This window comes from Serratia sp. FDAARGOS_506 (assembly GCF_003812745.1).
GTDB lineage: Bacteria > Pseudomonadota > Gammaproteobacteria > Enterobacterales > Enterobacteriaceae > Serratia.
This window is the reverse complement of record NZ_CP033831.1, coordinates 1,139,296-1,153,781: the sequence shown is the minus strand read 5'-3', so window position 1 is coordinate 1,153,781 and position 14,486 is coordinate 1,139,296. Positions and strand designations below refer to the sequence as shown.

Below are 14,486 nucleotides of genomic sequence, written 5' to 3'. Positions count from 1 at the left end.
CAGCGTCAAAGGAACAGAAAATGAGTGAACCACGGATTATCGCCAAAGCGATGAAAGACGGAAAACCGGAGCAGGACCTGGTGATTTTGCCGGCGTTGGCCAACCGTCACGGGTTGATCACCGGGGCAACCGGCACCGGCAAGACGGTGACGCTGCAGAAAATGGCCGAACAGTTCTCGCGCATCGGCGTGCCGGTGTTTCTGTCGGACGTGAAGGGCGATCTGTCCGGCATTGGCGCTGAGGGCGTGCCTTCCGAGAAACTGCAGGCGCGCCTGGCGGCTATCGGCGTCACCGACTGGCAGCCGCAGGCCTGCACCATTATCCCTTGGGATATTTACGGCGAAAAGGGCCACCCGATCCGCGCCACGATTTCCGATCTCGGGCCGCTGCTGTTGGGGCGCCTGTTGGATCTGAACGAGGTGCAAAGCGGCGTGCTGCAGCTGGTGTTCAAGATCGCCGATGACAACGCGCTGTTGTTGCTGGACATGAAAGATCTGCGCGCTATGGTGCAGTTCGTCGGCGACAACGCCAAACAATTCCAGACCCAGTACGGCAATATCTCTGCCGCCTCTATCGGCGCCATTCAGCGCGGGTTGCTGACGCTGGAAGAGCAGGGCGCCAACCAGTTCTTCGGCGAGCCGATGCTGGACATCAACGATCTGATGAAAACCGACGCCAACGGTCACGGTGTGATCAACCTGCTGGCGGCGGACAAGCTGATCAATCAGCCGAAGCTGTATGCGGTGTTCCTGCTGTGGCTGCTGGCCGAGCTGTTTGAGCACCTGCCGGAAGTGGGCGACCCCGAACAGCCGAAGCTGGTGTTCTTCTTCGATGAGGCCCACCTGCTGTTCAACGATGCGCCGGCGGCGCTGCTGACCAAGATCGAACAGGTGGTGCGTCTGATTCGCTCCAAAGGCGTCGGCATTTACTTCGTCACCCAGAACCCGCTGGATATCCCGGACAGCGTGCTGGGCCAGCTGGGCAACCGCGTACAGCATGCGCTGCGCGCCTTTACTCCGCGCGATCAGAAGGCAGTGAAGACGGCGGCGCAAACCCTGCGCGCCAATCCGGCCTTCGATGCCGAAACGGCGATCACTGAGCTGGGCGTGGGCGAAGCGCTGGTGTCATTCCTCGACGAAAAGGGCCGGCCGAACGTGGTGGAGCGGGCGATGGTGATCGCGCCGGAATCCAAAATGGGCATGCTCGGTGCGGAAGGGCTGAACAGCGCGATCAACAAATCACCGCTGTATGGCCGCTATGAGGATATGATCGACCGCGAATCCGCCTACGAGAAACTGTCGTCGGGTGGCTTTGCCACCGTCGGCAGCCCGCAACAGGGGCAGCAACCACAAGCGCAACAGCAACAGCAGGCGGGCGGTGGCCTGATGGACGGCTTGAACGAGCTGCTGTTCGGCTCCACCGGCCCGCGCGGCGGCAAGCGTGACGGCATCGTCCAGACCGCCGCCAAGAGCATGGCGCGCGATCTCGGCCGCCAGATCCTGCGCGGCGTGCTGGGTTCGATCACCGGCGGCCGTAAAAAGTAAGCGGAAATTATCGTCGGCAGCGGCGGGTTAAATCAGTACACTGTGGCGGCATTTTTCTCTGCCGGACCTAACATGCTGCTGCTGATCGATAACTACGACTCTTTTACTTATAACCTTTACCAGTACTTCTGCGAATTGGGCGCCGAGGTGCTGGTGAAGCGCAACGATGAGCTGCAGCTGGCCGATATCGAGCGGCTGGCGCCGCAGCATCTGGTAATTTCCCCTGGCCCCTGTACCCCGAACGAAGCGGGTATCTCGCTGGCCGCTATTCGTCATTTCGCCGGCAAGCTGCCGATCCTCGGCGTATGTCTCGGGCATCAGGCGCTGGGGCAGGCGTTCGGCGCCGAGGTGGTGCGCGCCCGCGCGGTGATGCATGGCAAAACCTCGGCGATTCGTCACCTGGGCGTCGGCGTGTTTCGCGGCCTGAGCGATCCGCTGACCGTGACCCGCTATCACTCGCTGGTACTGAAAGCCGATACGCTGCCGGACTGTTTTGAAGTGACTGCCTGGAGCGAACGCGACGGCGTGCGCGACGAGATCATGGGCATCCGCCACCGCACTTTGGCGTTGGAAGGCGTGCAGTTCCATCCGGAAAGCGTGCTCAGCGAACAGGGCCATCAGCTGCTGGATAATTTCCTCAAGCGTTAATCCCGGTGCGTTTTTTTCACCCGTCAGGCGTTTTGCGTTTGCGCTTGATTGGTTTTTTATGCATATTTCGTGATTATGTTTTCAATATGACATTACGATAGCGCTGAAAAACCTTCAGGGTGGAGCCGAAAATGACTGAAAAATCCGCAGTGAACCGCAGCACCTTTGACCAGGTGATCCTGCCTGTTTATGCACCTGCCCAGTTTGTGCCGGTGCGTGGCCAAGGCAGCCGGGTCTGGGATCAGCAGGGAAAAGAGTACATCGATTTTTCCGGCGGCATCGCGGTGACGGCGCTGGGGCACTGCCATCCGGCGCTGGTTGAGGCGCTCAAACGCCAGGGCGAGACTCTGTGGCATACCAGCAACGTCTTCACCAATGAACCGGCGCTGCGCCTGGCAAGCAAACTGATCGACGCCACCTTCGCCGACCGGGTGTTCTTCGCCAACTCCGGCGCAGAGGCCAACGAGGCGGCGTTCAAACTGGCGCGCCATTACGCCATCACCCGCCACAGCCCGTACAAAACCAAAATCATCGCTTTCTATAACGCGTTTCATGGCCGCACGCTGTTTACCGTGTCGGTGGGCGGGCAGGCCAAATACTCCGACGGGTTCGGGCCGAAGCCGGCTGACATCGTGCATGTGCCGTTCAACGATTTGGCGGCGGTGAAGGCGGTGATGGACGACCACACCTGCGCGGTGGTGATGGAGCCGATTCAGGGCGAGGGCGGCATTACGCCGGTCGACGCCGGTTTCCTCAAAGGCGTGCGCGAGCTGTGCGACCAACATCAGGCGCTGCTGGTGTTCGACGAAGTGCAGAGCGGCATGGGGCGCAGCGGCAAGCTGTTCGCCTATATGCATTATGGCGTGACGCCGGACATCCTCACTACCGCCAAGGCGCTGGGCGGCGGTTTCCCGGTCAGCGCCATGCTGACCACCGAAGAGATTGCGTCGGTGATGCAGGTGGGCACCCACGGCACCACCTACGGCGGCAACCCGCTGGCCTGCGCGGTGGCGGAGGCGGCGCTGGACGTGATCAATACGCCGGAGGTGCTGAGCGGCATCGAGCAGCGTCATGCGCTGTATGTGCAGGCTTTGCAGCATATCGGCGATAAATACGGTATTTTCACTGCGATTCGCGGCATGGGATTACTGATTGGCGCCGAGCTGACGCCGCATTATCACGGCAGAGCGCGCGACTTTCTCACCGCCGCCGCTGCGCGCGGGTTGATGATCCTCAACGCCGGGCCGAACGTGATCCGTTTCGCGCCGTCGCTGGTGGTCGAGCTGCAGGATATCGAGGCCGGCATGGCGCTGTTCGAGCTGGCGGTGCAGGATGTGATCAACGTCTGAAGCCCATGCGGCATCTAACGGGGCACGGCAAGCCGCGCCCTTATTGATCGCGCAGTTTGCGCTTCAGCCAGATGCCGTGGTGCGGGCGCTGGCGCCAGGCCAGCGAGGAAATGGTGTGCATCACGCTTAGGTGCGACAAAATGCGCCGCAGATGGCGCTCCATCTCGGTGACGGGCATTTCCGGATGCAGATCCGGCGGCTGCATGATGCCGCTGTTGCCGCTGCTCGGGCCGTCGTATTCCAGCCGCTGTTGGCAGCTTTGCAGCGCGATTTCACAGGTTTGCAGATACTCTTCCGCCAGCTTCGGCGTCAGCATGTAGTGCTCGCGCGCCAGAATGGTCATGGCGTTCAGGTGTTCGACGATGAACTGGCTATGCGTGACCCACAGCCGCATGTCCGCCAGATAGTTTGAGGCGAACCCCGGTTCCTGCATCGCCTGATTGAGCGAGGTGAACAGTGCGTTGTGCGCCTGGTTGACCTGCATGCGGGTATAGGCCAACGCGGTCGCGTCCGGTTCCGGTTGCTTCAGCATCAGCCGCAGCGCGGCTTGATCGTTCTCCAGCGCCTGATGGGCATTCTTGCGCAGCAGCCCGCTTTGCCACTGCGGCCACAGCCAAATGGTGCCGCCGAACGCCAGCACGCAGCCGATCAGCGTATCGATCAGGCGCGGTACCAGAAAATGCGAGCCGTTCAGCGCCAGCAGCTGCAGGGTGTAAACCGCCGTGACCGTAAAGCCAATCACCGACAGCCCGTAGTTCTTGCGCGAAACCAGGTAGGCCAACAGCGTGATCACCAGCATGATGCTCAACGTTTCTCCTTCCGGCAACTGCAGCTGCAGCAGCCCGGCCGCCAGCAATAGCCCGGCAATCGTGCCCAGCGCACGGTGCTGAATACGCACCCGGGTGGCGTTATACCCGTTTTGGCTCACCAGCATGATGGTGAGCAGGATCCAGTAAGGTTTCGGCAGGTTGAATACCGCCCCCAGGCTGCTGCCGACCGCCAGCGTGACGCCCAGCCGCGCGGCGTTGCGCAGGGCGGTGGATTTGAACGACAGGTAGCTGACCAGCGCCGGCCAAAACGGCAGGCGGTGCTGGCCGGGCATCAGGTCGCGGCGGTACAGCGGATGCTGGGTGCGCAGCAGGCGGGCGATGCGGCTGAAGTGGTAATAACAAAACTGGCCGACCGGGTTATCGGGATGCTGCGCCGCCATTTTTTCCAGCGCCGCCAGCTCGTGGGCCATGGAGAAGCGCTTCGAATGTTGATGATAGAGAATATCGTGCGCCACCACGCGCAGCCGGCCGGCGATCACCTGAGCATTGCGGCGAATGATCGCTTCGGCCTGGCTCTGTTCCACCAGTTTTTGTACCTCTTCCGGCAGATGGAGGCTGACGGTGATGTGCTCCTGCAGGTCCATCGCCACCTGAAAGGCGCGCTGCAGGCGCTTTTGCTCGAGGTTGTTGGCGTGCGGCAGGAAATTAAGCTGTTGGTACAACAGGCTGATCAGATCCATCACCTTTTGCTGGCGCACCAGCAGCGGCGGCAGCGCGGTTTGCGGATCGGTGTGCTGGGTCAGCAGTGAGTATTTGGCTTCGAAGTAGTCCGCCAATTCCAGATAGAGCTGGCTTAGCGTCTCGCGCATCGGTTGCTCTTTCCACAGCTTGAACCAGAACCAGGTGAATAAGCCGTACCAGGCGGTGCCGATCGCGTACAGCAGCGGCGCCTGCCAGATAGGCACCGTGCCGGCCGTGCTGAGGGCGAATATGGCGGCTACCAGCGCCGCCGGCAACAGCCGGGCGTGCAGCGGGCTGATTTCGCCGGTGACGCCGAGCAGCAGCGCCAGGCCCAGCATCAGCGCCGGCAGCGGCACGTGCCACAGCAGAGCCTGTTGCAGCAGAACGCTGCTGAAGGCGAACAGCGAACCGCCGACGATCAGCCGTTTAAAGAAGCGTTTATGCGGCGTGTCCAGACCGGCGATATTGCAGCAGGCGGGCACGAGGGAGAACATCAGGCCGAGCTGCAGCTGGCCTATCAGCAGGCCGAACAGCACCGGCAGGCACAACACCAGCGTTTGTCGCAGTGCGTAGTTGATTTCCGGGTGGTAGATCAGGCGGCGCCACATGGCAGAGAGCAGGCAAAAAAACGGCGCAGATTGCGCCGTTTCTTCAGGGATTAACGGGTGCCGTAGACGACAATGGTTTTGCCGTGGGCGGAAATCAGGTTTTGATCTTCCAGCATTTTCAGAATACGGCCAACGGTTTCACGCGAGCAGCCGACGATCTGGCCGATCTCCTGACGGGTGATCTTGATCTGCATGCCGTCCGGGTGAGTCATGGCGTCGGGTTGCTTCGCCAGATTCAGCAGGGTTTGCGCGATGCGGCCGGTAACGTCCAGGAAGGCGAGGTTGCCCACTTTTTCGGATGTGACCTGCAGGCGGCTTGCCATCTGTGCGGACAGACGCATCAGGATGTCCGGGTTCACCTGGATAAGCTGGCGGAATTTCTTGTAGGAAATTTCGGCCACTTCACAGGCGGTTTTCGCGCGAACCCAGGCGCTGCGCTCCTGGCCTTCTTCGAACAATCCGAGCTCGCCGATGAAATCCCCCTGGTTAAGGTAGGACAGGATCATCTCTTTACCTTCTTCATCCTTGATCAGCACCGCAACGGAGCCTTTCACGATGTAGTAAAGCGTTTCGGCCTTTTCACCTTGGTGAATCAGCGTACTCTTCGATGGATATTTGTGGATATGGCAATGAGACAGGAACCATTCGAGAGTAGGGTCTGTTTGCGGTTTGCCGAGAACCATTCGCTGTTATCCTCTGTTGTTATCGCTGCCTTGTGTCACAGGGGTCAGAGTTCCCTGTAAAACCCGCCTGTAGCCGCAGTCATGAGCGAGGGCTACCGGCAAGTTTTGAGGCGTGTCATAAAAATACGCTGTCGCTCTAGCATATTAACTTGCCGTAAGCGCTGCAAGCTACATTCTGTTAACATACCGGTAAAGGAGCCTTTCTCTGGGCGTTTCCCTGAAATTCAGTGTCCCGGAAAGATTTATTGCGGCTCTGTTTGTAGCACAGAGTAAGGCGGGTGTCTCGTGTTGTCTCGCTTCAGCATGATTAGCATCAGGTTACGTTGCCTGTTTCTATGCGAAAGCGTACTCTGATTTTAAGAAATCAACCGGAGTGACCAGAATGCAGGCAAGAGTTAAATGGGTGGAAGGGTTAACGTTTTTGGGTGAATCGGCCTCCGGCCATCAGGTGTTGATGGACGGCAACGCCGGCGATAAAGCGCCCAGCCCGATGGAGATGGTGCTGATGTCGGTGGGCGGCTGCAGCGCGATCGACGTGGTGTCCATCCTGCAAAAAGGGCGCAACGACGTGCGCGACTGCGAGGTGAAGCTGACCTCCGAGCGCCGTGAAGAAGCTCCACGGTTGTTCACCCATATCAACCTGCACTTCATCGTTACCGGCCAGGATCTGACCGACAAGATCGTCGAGCGCGCGGTGAACCTGTCAGCGGAGAAATATTGCTCGGTGGCGCTGATGCTCAACAAGGCCGCTACAGTGACCCACAGCTTCGAGATCCGTCAACCGGCGTAATCGAGACGGAGCGCGGCCTGGCGCCGCGCTCAACGCATTTATTCGATCTTCTTGCCTTCCAGCAACCGCTGCACCAGCGGCGCCATGATCAGCTCCATCGCCAGCCCCATCTTGCCACCCGGCACCACTAACGTATTGATGTGCGAGATAAACGAGCCCTGCAGCATCGCCAGCAAATAGGGGAAGTCTATCTGATCCAGCCCGCGGAAGTGGATCACCACGAAGCTTTCGTCCAGTGAGGGAATCGCCTTGGCGGCGAACGGGTTGGAGGTGTCCACCGTCGGCACGCGCTGGAAGTTGATGTGGGTGCGCGAGAACTGCGGCGTGATGTAGTTGATGTAATCTTCCATCGAACGCACCACCGAATCCATCACCGCTTCGCGAGAGTGGCCGCGCTCGCCGGTATCGCGGATCAATTTCTGGATCCACTCCAGGTTGACGATCGGCACCACGCCGACCAGCAGATCGACATGTTTGGCCACGTCATGGTGATCGGTGACAACGCCGCCGTGCAGCCCCTCGTAGAACAGCACGTCGGTCGGCGCCGGCAGCGGCTCCCACGGGGTGAAGGTACCCGGTACCTGATTGTAGGGCACTGCTTCGTCGTAAGTGTGCAGATACTTGCGCGAGCGCCCGGTGCCGTTCTTGCCATAGTCGATAAAGCTCTGCTGCAGCAGGCCGAAGTCGTTGGCCTCGGGGCCGAAATAACTGATGTGTCTGCCCAGATCGCGTGCCTTGCGGATCGCCGCGTCCATTTCCGGCCGGGTGTAGCGATGGAAACTGTCGCCCTCCAGCTCGGCGGCGCGGATGTTGAGCTGTTGGAAGATCTTACGGAACGCCACGCTGGTGGTGGTGGTGCCGGCGCCGCTGGAACCGGTCACCGCGATAACGGGATGTTTGGCAGACATGATGGTTGTCACTCCGTGTTGAATGCGCCGGCGTCGGGGATTATTGTGGCTCTTGTTGACGCTCTCTATCTCTGGGTAAAAATGGCGCGCGCTGGTTTGCAATGCCCCATTGTTACCTGATTTTTTTCGTCAGTCATAGAACCGAACGCCACTAAATTTCTTCCTGCCCGGCGCGGAACTGGCCGCGCGGCATGATGTTGACGCTCTCGTGCAGTTCTGACCACACCAGCACCACTTCGCCGTTTTTCAGCTGGCGGCGCACGTCCTCCACCTTTTGTTCCAGCGAGCGTTCGTGTTCGCCATAGTCGGTGCCTTCGCGCAGTACAAAGGATTCGATCAGGCTGTTCAGGGTGTCGGTTGCCAGTTCTTGCCAGGGAATGATCACGTCGGAATGTCCAGATAAGGGGAAAGCCAGGCCGGAATGCGATGCTCCAGCCACATGTGCGGTTTTTTCAGCGTGCCGCCGACGAAGCCGACGTGGCCGCCGAACTCGGTCAGCTGATATTCGATATTGCGCGGCAGGCCGGCGATGTCGGGGATCACCTCATGGGTCATGAAGGGATCGTCCTTCGCATGGATGATCAGCAGCGGCGTCTGGATAGCCGGCAACAGCGGCAGGGCGCTGCAGCGGCGATAATAGTCGATAGCGTCGCTGAAGCCGTGAATGCGCGAGGTGATGGCGTCGTCGAATTCGCGGATACGGCGCAACCCGTTCAACTGTGACAGCTTGAGCGGCAGAGTGTCCGGGTAGTGTAACAGTTTGCGGGTGGCGTTTTGTTTCAGCTGCCCCAACAGGTAGCGCTGATAAACGCGGGAGAAACCTTTCTCCATGCGGTAGGCGCAGGGCTCCAGCATCAGAGGCGCCGAGACCACCACCGCCGCCTGCAGCAGGCTGTCGGCGCCTTGCTGCGCCAGATAGCAGGCCAGCATATTGCCGCCAAGCGAAACGCCTACCGCTGCGGTCGGCACCTCGCCGTAGCTGTCGCGCAGCCAGCGCAGGAAGAAGCGCGCATCTTCGGTTTCACCGGAGTGGTAGATGCGCTGCTTGCGGTTGGGTACGCCGCTGCAGCCGCGAAAGTGCATCACCACGCCGAGCCAGCCGCGCTCGCGCCAGGCGTTGAGCAAGCCATGCGCGTAGGGGCTGTAGAAGCTGCCTTCCAGGCCGTGGAACAGCACCGCGCGCGGTTTGTCGCGCGCCTGCGCCGGATCTTCGCTCCAGGCGAGATCGACGAAATCGCCGTCGGGCAATTCCAGCCGTTGCCAATGCGGCTTCAATAATACGCGGCGGCGCACCAGCCGCGGCAACAGCGTTTGCAGGTGCGGGTTACTGGCCCCGGTCAGAGGGCGAAAGGTGTTAGGCATAGGCTGAATAAAAATGTTGTGGGCGGCTATTGTGAGATCCCTAGCGCACTGTTAGCTTCAATACCAAGAATTAACAATGATACTGCAAAAAAGCGCCTTGGGTGAGGAGCACCCGTGCCATGGAACCGAGTTTATTCCTTTCGATGTTAGGCTTCCTGTGGGTCGCCGCCATTACCCCCGGCCCCAATAACCTGCTGTTGACCACCTCTGGCGCTAACTTCGGCTTTATGCGATCGCTGTGGTTGATGGTCGGCATCATGCTTGGCATGCAAAGCATTTTGCTGCTGGTGGCCTTTGGCGTCGGCAGCCTGATCCTGGTCTACCCGTCGCTGCACCTGATCCTGAAAATCCTCGGCAGTCTGTACCTGCTGTGGCTGGCATGGAAAGTCGCCACCGCTGCCTATGAGAAACTGGAAACCGACGTGGCGCCGCCGCAGCCGGTGCGGTTATATCAGGGGTGGCTGCTGCAGTTCCTCAACCCGAAAGCCTGGCTGATGGCGCTGGGGGCGGTGGCGAGTTTCAGCCTGGCGGGCGATAAGTACAACGGTTCCATTGCGGCGATCGCGCTGGGCATTTTGGTGGTCAACATCGTCGCCGGCATTATCTGGCTGGCGTTCGGCACCGTGATCGGCCGCCTGCTGCGCAGCAAAAAGGCCTGGGTTATCTTCAACGTTTCCATGGGGTTGTTGACCGCAGCCTGCGTGTTACTGATCTGGCATTAAGGAGCGAACGATGGCGGAAAATTATTATCACGTGGTTGCCTTTACCGGCGAAGGGCTGCGCGGCAACCCGGCCGGGGTTTGCCTGCTGACGCAGCCGCTGCCGGCGGAGCGGCTGCAGGCGATCGCCAACGAGATCGGCCTGCCGGAAACCAGCTTTGTCTGGGATGACGGCGATATGACCGCCATCCGCTGGTTTACCCCGGAACGCGAGGTCGATCTTTGCGGCCACGGCACCCTGGCGGCGGCACATGTGATGTTCAGTGCGGTCAATCCGGCACTGCAGGATATCCGTTTCCGTTCGGCCGGTGGCGAGCTGTTTGTTAAGCGCGATGCGCAGGATGGGGAACGACTGGTGCTCGACTTCCCCGCCCGGCCGCCGCAGAAGGTGGCTGAACCGGCGGGCCTTGCGGCGCTGTTGGGCGTGCAGCCGCAGGAGGTGTGGCAGGCGAAAGCGCTGCTGGTGGTGCTGGAAAACGAGGCGCAGGTGCGCGCGCTGCGGCCGGACATCCCGGCGCTGATCGCGTTGGCCGGGCGTGCGGTGATCGTTACCGCGCCGGGTGACACCGTGGACTTCGTTTCGCGCTATTTCACGCTCGACGGCGGTGAAGATCCGGTCACCGGCTCCGCGCACTGCACGCTGATGCCTTACTGGTCGGCGCGTCTCGGCCGTCATCGGCTGCATGCGCAACAGATCTCGGCGCGCGGCGGTGAATTGTTCTGCGAACTGCAAGGGGATCGCACCCTGCTCGGCGGCTATGCTCATGTGTTCCTGCGCGGAAGTATCGCGCTGTAACCCGCGTTTATATTACTCACTGTAATAAAGAAGACTTTTTTATTCTTTTATCGCTCGCCATCGCTCAGATAAAACTGTCAGCAACTGAACAGATTTTTATCAACGGAGCGGAACATGGCGGGCAAACTCTTTTCCTTACGCAACGCGGCGCTGTTGGCGCTGTCGCTCAGCGCAGCCAGCGCCTACGCGGTGGACGTGACCGTGGCGTACCAGACTTCAGCGGAACCGGCCAAGGTGGCGCAGGCGGAAAACAGCTTCGCCAAACAGTCCGGCGCGACCGTTGACTGGCGTAAGTTCGACAGCGGTTCCAGCGTGCTGCGTGCGCTGGCCTCCGGCGACGTGCAGATCGGCAATATCGGCTCCAGCCCGCTGGCGGTGGCCGCCAGCCAGAAACTCCCCATCGAAGTGTTCCTCATCGCCTCGCAGCTTGGCAGCTCCGAAGCGCTGGTGGTGAAAAATGACATCAAAAGTCCGCAGGATCTGATCGGCAAGCGCATTGCGGTGCCGTTTATCTCCACCACTCACTACAGCCTCCTGGCCTCGCTCAAGCATTGGGGCATCAAGCCTGAGCAGGTGAAAATCCTCAATCTGCAGCCGCCGGCCATCGCCGCCGCCTGGCAGCGCGGCGACATCGACGGCGCTTACGTTTGGGCGCCGGTGGTCAACGAACTGGCCAAACAAGGCAAGGTGTTGACCGACTCTGCGCAGGTGGGCGAGTGGGGCTCGCCAACGCTGGACGTGTGGGTGGTGCGTAAAGACTTTGCCGAAAAACATCCCGACGTGGTGACCGCCTTTGCCGCCAGCGCCCTGCAGGCGCAAAAGGCCTACTTGGCGGCGCCGGAACAGTGGCTGAAAGAGCCTGGCAACCTCAGCACGCTGGCGCGTCTAAGCGGCGTGCCGGAAGCGCAGGTGCCGGAGCTGGTGAAGGGAAACCGTTATCTGCCGGTGGCGGATCAGGTTACCCAGCTCGGGCAGCCGGTGGATAAAGCGATCCGCGATACCGCCGAATTCCTCAAGCAGCAGGGCAAGATCCCGCAGGTCGACAGCGACTACAGCGCTTACGTGACCGACCGTTTTGTGAAACAGGTGCAGGCTGCGCCGCAGTCGTAAGGAAGCAGGATGCTAAACGTCAATCATCTTTCAGCAGAGTATCAGGGGCGGCCCGCGCTGCGTGACGTGTCGTTCCAGATCGCCGCCGGGCAACTGGTGGTGGTGCTCGGCCCGTCGGGCTGCGGCAAGACCACGCTGCTGAATTTGATCGCCGGGTTTATCGAGCCTTCAGCTGGCAGCATCACGCTGGATGGAACGCCCGTTCACGGTCCGAGCGCCGAACGGGGCGTGGTGTTCCAGCATGAGGGCTTACTGCCGTGGCGCAACGTGGTGGACAACGTCGAATTCGGCCTGCAGCTGGCCGGCGTCGGCAAGACGCAGCGTCGCCAGGTGGCGGAGCAGATGCTGCAGCGCGTGGGGCTGGCGGGCTATGAACAGCACTTTATCTGGCAGCTTTCCGGCGGCATGCGTCAACGCGTCGGCATCGCCCGCGCTCTGGCCGCCGATCCACGGCTGTTGTTGTTGGACGAGCCGTTCGGCGCCCTGGACGCGTTCACTCGCGAGCAGATGCAGGAGCTGTTGCTGACCATTTGGCGCGATACCGGCAAGCAGGTGCTGCTGATCACCCACGATATCGAAGAGGCGGTGTTCCTCGCCAGCGAGCTGCTGCTGCTGTCGCCGGGGCCAGGGCAGGTGGTGGAGCGGCTGTCGCTGAACTTCGGCCAACGTTATGCCGACGGCGAAGCCTGCCGCGCCATCAAATCCGATCCCGAATTTATCGCGCAGCGCGAATACGTGCTGGGCAAAGTTTTCCAACAGCGCGAGGCCTTGCTATGAGCCTGCATTCCACTCTGAAGGCCGCGGCGCAGCCGCAGGGCAAAGCGGCGCGCCGTTTCAGCGTGCCGCGCAACGTTTGGTTGAGCGGCGCCACGCTGTTGACGGTGTTGATCGTCTGGTGGGGCGTGACGGCGCTGCAGCTGATCAGCCCGCTGTTTCTGCCGGCGCCGCAGCAGGTGCTGCACCAACTGATCACCATCGCCAGTCCGCAAGGCTTTATGGACGCCACGCTGTGGCAGCATCTGGCGGCCAGCCTGGGGCGCATTCTGGTGGCGTTGTTGGCGGCGGTGATCGTCGGCATTCCGGTGGGCATCGCCATGGGGCTGAACGACACGGTACGCGGCATCCTCGATCCGCTGATTGAGATCTATCGCCCGGTGCCGCCGCTGGCCTATCTGCCGCTGATGGTGATTTGGTTCGGCATCGGCGAAACCTCGAAGATCTTGCTGATTTATCTGGCGATTTTCGCGCCGGTGACGCTCTCTGCCGTGGCCGGCGTACGCAGCGTGGCGCAGGTGCGGGTGCGCGCTGCCCGCGCGTTGGGGGCCACGCGTTGGCAGGTGCTGCGTTTCGTGGTGTTGCCGAGTGCGCTGCCGGAGATCCTGACCGGCATTCGCATCGGGCTGGGCGTCGGCTGGTCGACGCTGGTGGCCGCCGAACTGATCGCCGCCACGCGCGGCCTGGGATTTATGGTGCAATCCGCCGGTGAGTTTCTGGCGACCGACGTGGTGGTGGCCGGCATCGGCGTGATTGCGGTGATTGCATTTGGGCTGGAGCTGGGGCTGCGCGCCCTGCAGCGCCGATTGACCCCGTGGCATGGAGTACAGCAATGAACGAACGTCTGAATATTACCCCGCTGGGGCCTTACATCGGGGCGCTGGTGGAAAACGTCGCGTTGGCCCGTCCGCTGGGCGACGGCCAGTTTGAACAGCTTTATCATGCCTTGCTGAAGCATCAGGTGCTGTTTTTCCGCAATCAGCCGATCACGCCGCTGCAGCAGCGCGATCTGGCCGGCCGCTTCGGCGATCTGCATATCCATCCGGTCTATCCGCACGCCACCGACGTGGAAGAGATCATCGTGCTCGATACCCACGATGACAACCCGCCGGACAACGATAACTGGCACACCGACGTGACCTTTATCGAGAACCCGCCGCTGGGGGCGATCCTGGCGGCCAAGACGCTGCCTGCCAGCGGCGGCGATACGCTGTGGGCCAGCGGCATCGCCGCCTACGAGGCGCTGTCGGCGCCGTTCAGAACGCTGTTGGCGGGGCTGCGCGCGGAGCATGACTTCACCAAGTCGTTCCCGGAGCACAAGCATCGCGGCAGTGAGGAAGAACACCAGCGCTGGCAACAGGCGGTGCAGAAGAACCCGCCGCTGCTGCACCCGGTGGTGCGCACTCACCCGGTCAGCGGCCGGCAGGCGCTGTTCGTCAATGAAGGGTTCACCACGCGGATTGTCGACCTGGCGCCGAAGGAGAGCGACGCTTTGCTGAACTTCCTGTTTGCTCACATCACCAAACCGGAGTTTCAGGTGCGCTGGCGCTGGCAGGAAAATGATATCGCGATTTGGGATAACCGCGTGACGCAGCACTACGCCAACGCGGATTATCTGCCGCAGCGGCGCATCATGCACCGTGCGACAATACTGGGGGATAAGCCTTTTTACAGAGCCTGAGGC

15 protein-coding genes are annotated in these 14,486 nt (G+C 61.1%); 10 read left to right on the top strand and 5 right to left on the bottom strand.

The features are described from left to right. Positions 1-20: 20 nt before the first annotated feature. From EGY12_RS05815 to EGY12_RS05805, 3 genes are all read left to right on the top strand, one after another. Complete coding sequence (locus tag EGY12_RS05815; protein ID WP_123892840.1) at positions 21-1,544, top strand: helicase HerA-like domain-containing protein; 1,524 nt, start codon at positions 21-23, stop codon at positions 1,542-1,544. Between the two features lie 72 nt (positions 1,545-1,616). Next, a complete protein-coding gene (locus EGY12_RS05810) occupies positions 1,617-2,192 on the top strand; it encodes an aminodeoxychorismate synthase component II (RefSeq protein ID WP_049198366.1) in 576 nt (191 codons plus the stop codon). 131 nt (positions 2,193-2,323) lie between these two features. Next, positions 2,324-3,541 (top strand): aspartate aminotransferase family protein, encoded by a 1,218-nt coding sequence (locus tag EGY12_RS05805; protein ID WP_123892839.1) that lies wholly within the window; start codon positions 2,324-2,326, stop codon positions 3,539-3,541. A gap of 40 nt (positions 3,542-3,581) precedes the next feature. On the opposite strand, the gene EGY12_RS05800 is transcribed toward EGY12_RS05805, so the two are convergent. Continuing rightward, on the bottom strand, positions 3,582-5,660 hold the full coding sequence (locus EGY12_RS05800; RefSeq protein WP_123892838.1) for a YccS/YhfK family putative transporter: 2,079 nt from the start codon (positions 5,658-5,660) through the stop codon (positions 3,582-3,584). 50 nt (positions 5,661-5,710) lie between these two features. Next, positions 5,711-6,343 (bottom strand): cAMP-activated global transcriptional regulator CRP, encoded by a 633-nt coding sequence (gene crp, locus EGY12_RS05795; protein WP_004090925.1) that lies wholly within the window; start codon positions 6,341-6,343, stop codon positions 5,711-5,713. A 382-nt stretch (positions 6,344-6,725) separates the two neighbouring features. Here crp and EGY12_RS05790 point away from each other — a divergent pair, with 382 nt between their 5' ends. After that, positions 6,726-7,133: an OsmC family protein gene (locus EGY12_RS05790; protein ID WP_004930372.1), complete on the top strand. Its 408-nt coding sequence runs from the start codon at positions 6,726-6,728 to the stop codon at positions 7,131-7,133. 38 nt (positions 7,134-7,171) lie between these two features. On the opposite strand, the gene EGY12_RS05785 is transcribed toward EGY12_RS05790, so the two are convergent. From EGY12_RS05785 to EGY12_RS05775, 3 genes are all read right to left on the bottom strand, one after another. After that, positions 7,172-8,041, bottom strand: a complete 870-nt coding sequence (locus EGY12_RS05785) for a phosphoribulokinase (RefSeq protein ID WP_038878085.1) — start codon at positions 8,039-8,041, stop codon at positions 7,172-7,174. A 151-nt stretch (positions 8,042-8,192) separates the two neighbouring features. Beyond that, on the bottom strand, positions 8,193-8,426 hold the full coding sequence (locus tag EGY12_RS05780) for a YheU family protein (RefSeq protein WP_004930376.1): 234 nt from the start codon (positions 8,424-8,426) through the stop codon (positions 8,193-8,195). Then, a complete protein-coding gene (locus tag EGY12_RS05775; RefSeq protein WP_123892837.1) occupies positions 8,423-9,403 on the bottom strand; it encodes a hydrolase in 981 nt (326 codons plus the stop codon). Before EGY12_RS05775 ends, EGY12_RS05780 begins: the two co-directional genes overlap by 4 nt. Positions 9,404-9,522: 119 nt before the next feature. Here EGY12_RS05775 and EGY12_RS05770 point away from each other — a divergent pair, with 119 nt between their 5' ends. The 6 genes from EGY12_RS05770 to tauD all read left to right on the top strand — a co-directional run bounded on the left by EGY12_RS05770 (position 9,523) and on the right by tauD (position 14,483). Then, complete coding sequence (locus EGY12_RS05770) at positions 9,523-10,125, top strand: LysE family translocator (RefSeq protein WP_038878079.1); 603 nt, start codon at positions 9,523-9,525, stop codon at positions 10,123-10,125. Between the two features lie 10 nt (positions 10,126-10,135). Next, complete coding sequence (locus tag EGY12_RS05765) at positions 10,136-10,918, top strand: PhzF family phenazine biosynthesis protein (protein WP_123892836.1); 783 nt, start codon at positions 10,136-10,138, stop codon at positions 10,916-10,918. 114 nt (positions 10,919-11,032) lie between these two features. Beyond that, a complete protein-coding gene (gene tauA, locus EGY12_RS05760; protein WP_123892835.1) occupies positions 11,033-12,028 on the top strand; it encodes a taurine ABC transporter substrate-binding protein in 996 nt (331 codons plus the stop codon). A gap of 9 nt (positions 12,029-12,037) precedes the next feature. After that, the gene (gene tauB, locus EGY12_RS05755) at positions 12,038-12,805 is read left to right on the top strand and encodes a taurine ABC transporter ATP-binding subunit (protein ID WP_123892834.1); all 768 of its coding nucleotides are present in this window, start codon (positions 12,038-12,040) and stop codon (positions 12,803-12,805) included. Beyond that, positions 12,802-13,638 carry a taurine ABC transporter permease TauC gene (gene tauC, locus EGY12_RS05750; protein ID WP_123892833.1) on the top strand — a complete coding sequence of 279 codons (837 nt, stop codon included), beginning with the start codon at positions 12,802-12,804 and terminating at the stop codon, positions 13,636-13,638. Before tauB ends, tauC begins: the two co-directional genes overlap by 4 nt. Continuing rightward, positions 13,635-14,483, top strand: a complete 849-nt coding sequence (gene tauD, locus EGY12_RS05745; RefSeq protein ID WP_123892832.1) for a taurine dioxygenase — start codon at positions 13,635-13,637, stop codon at positions 14,481-14,483. Before tauC ends, tauD begins: the two co-directional genes overlap by 4 nt. Positions 14,484-14,486 lie beyond the last annotated feature (3 nt).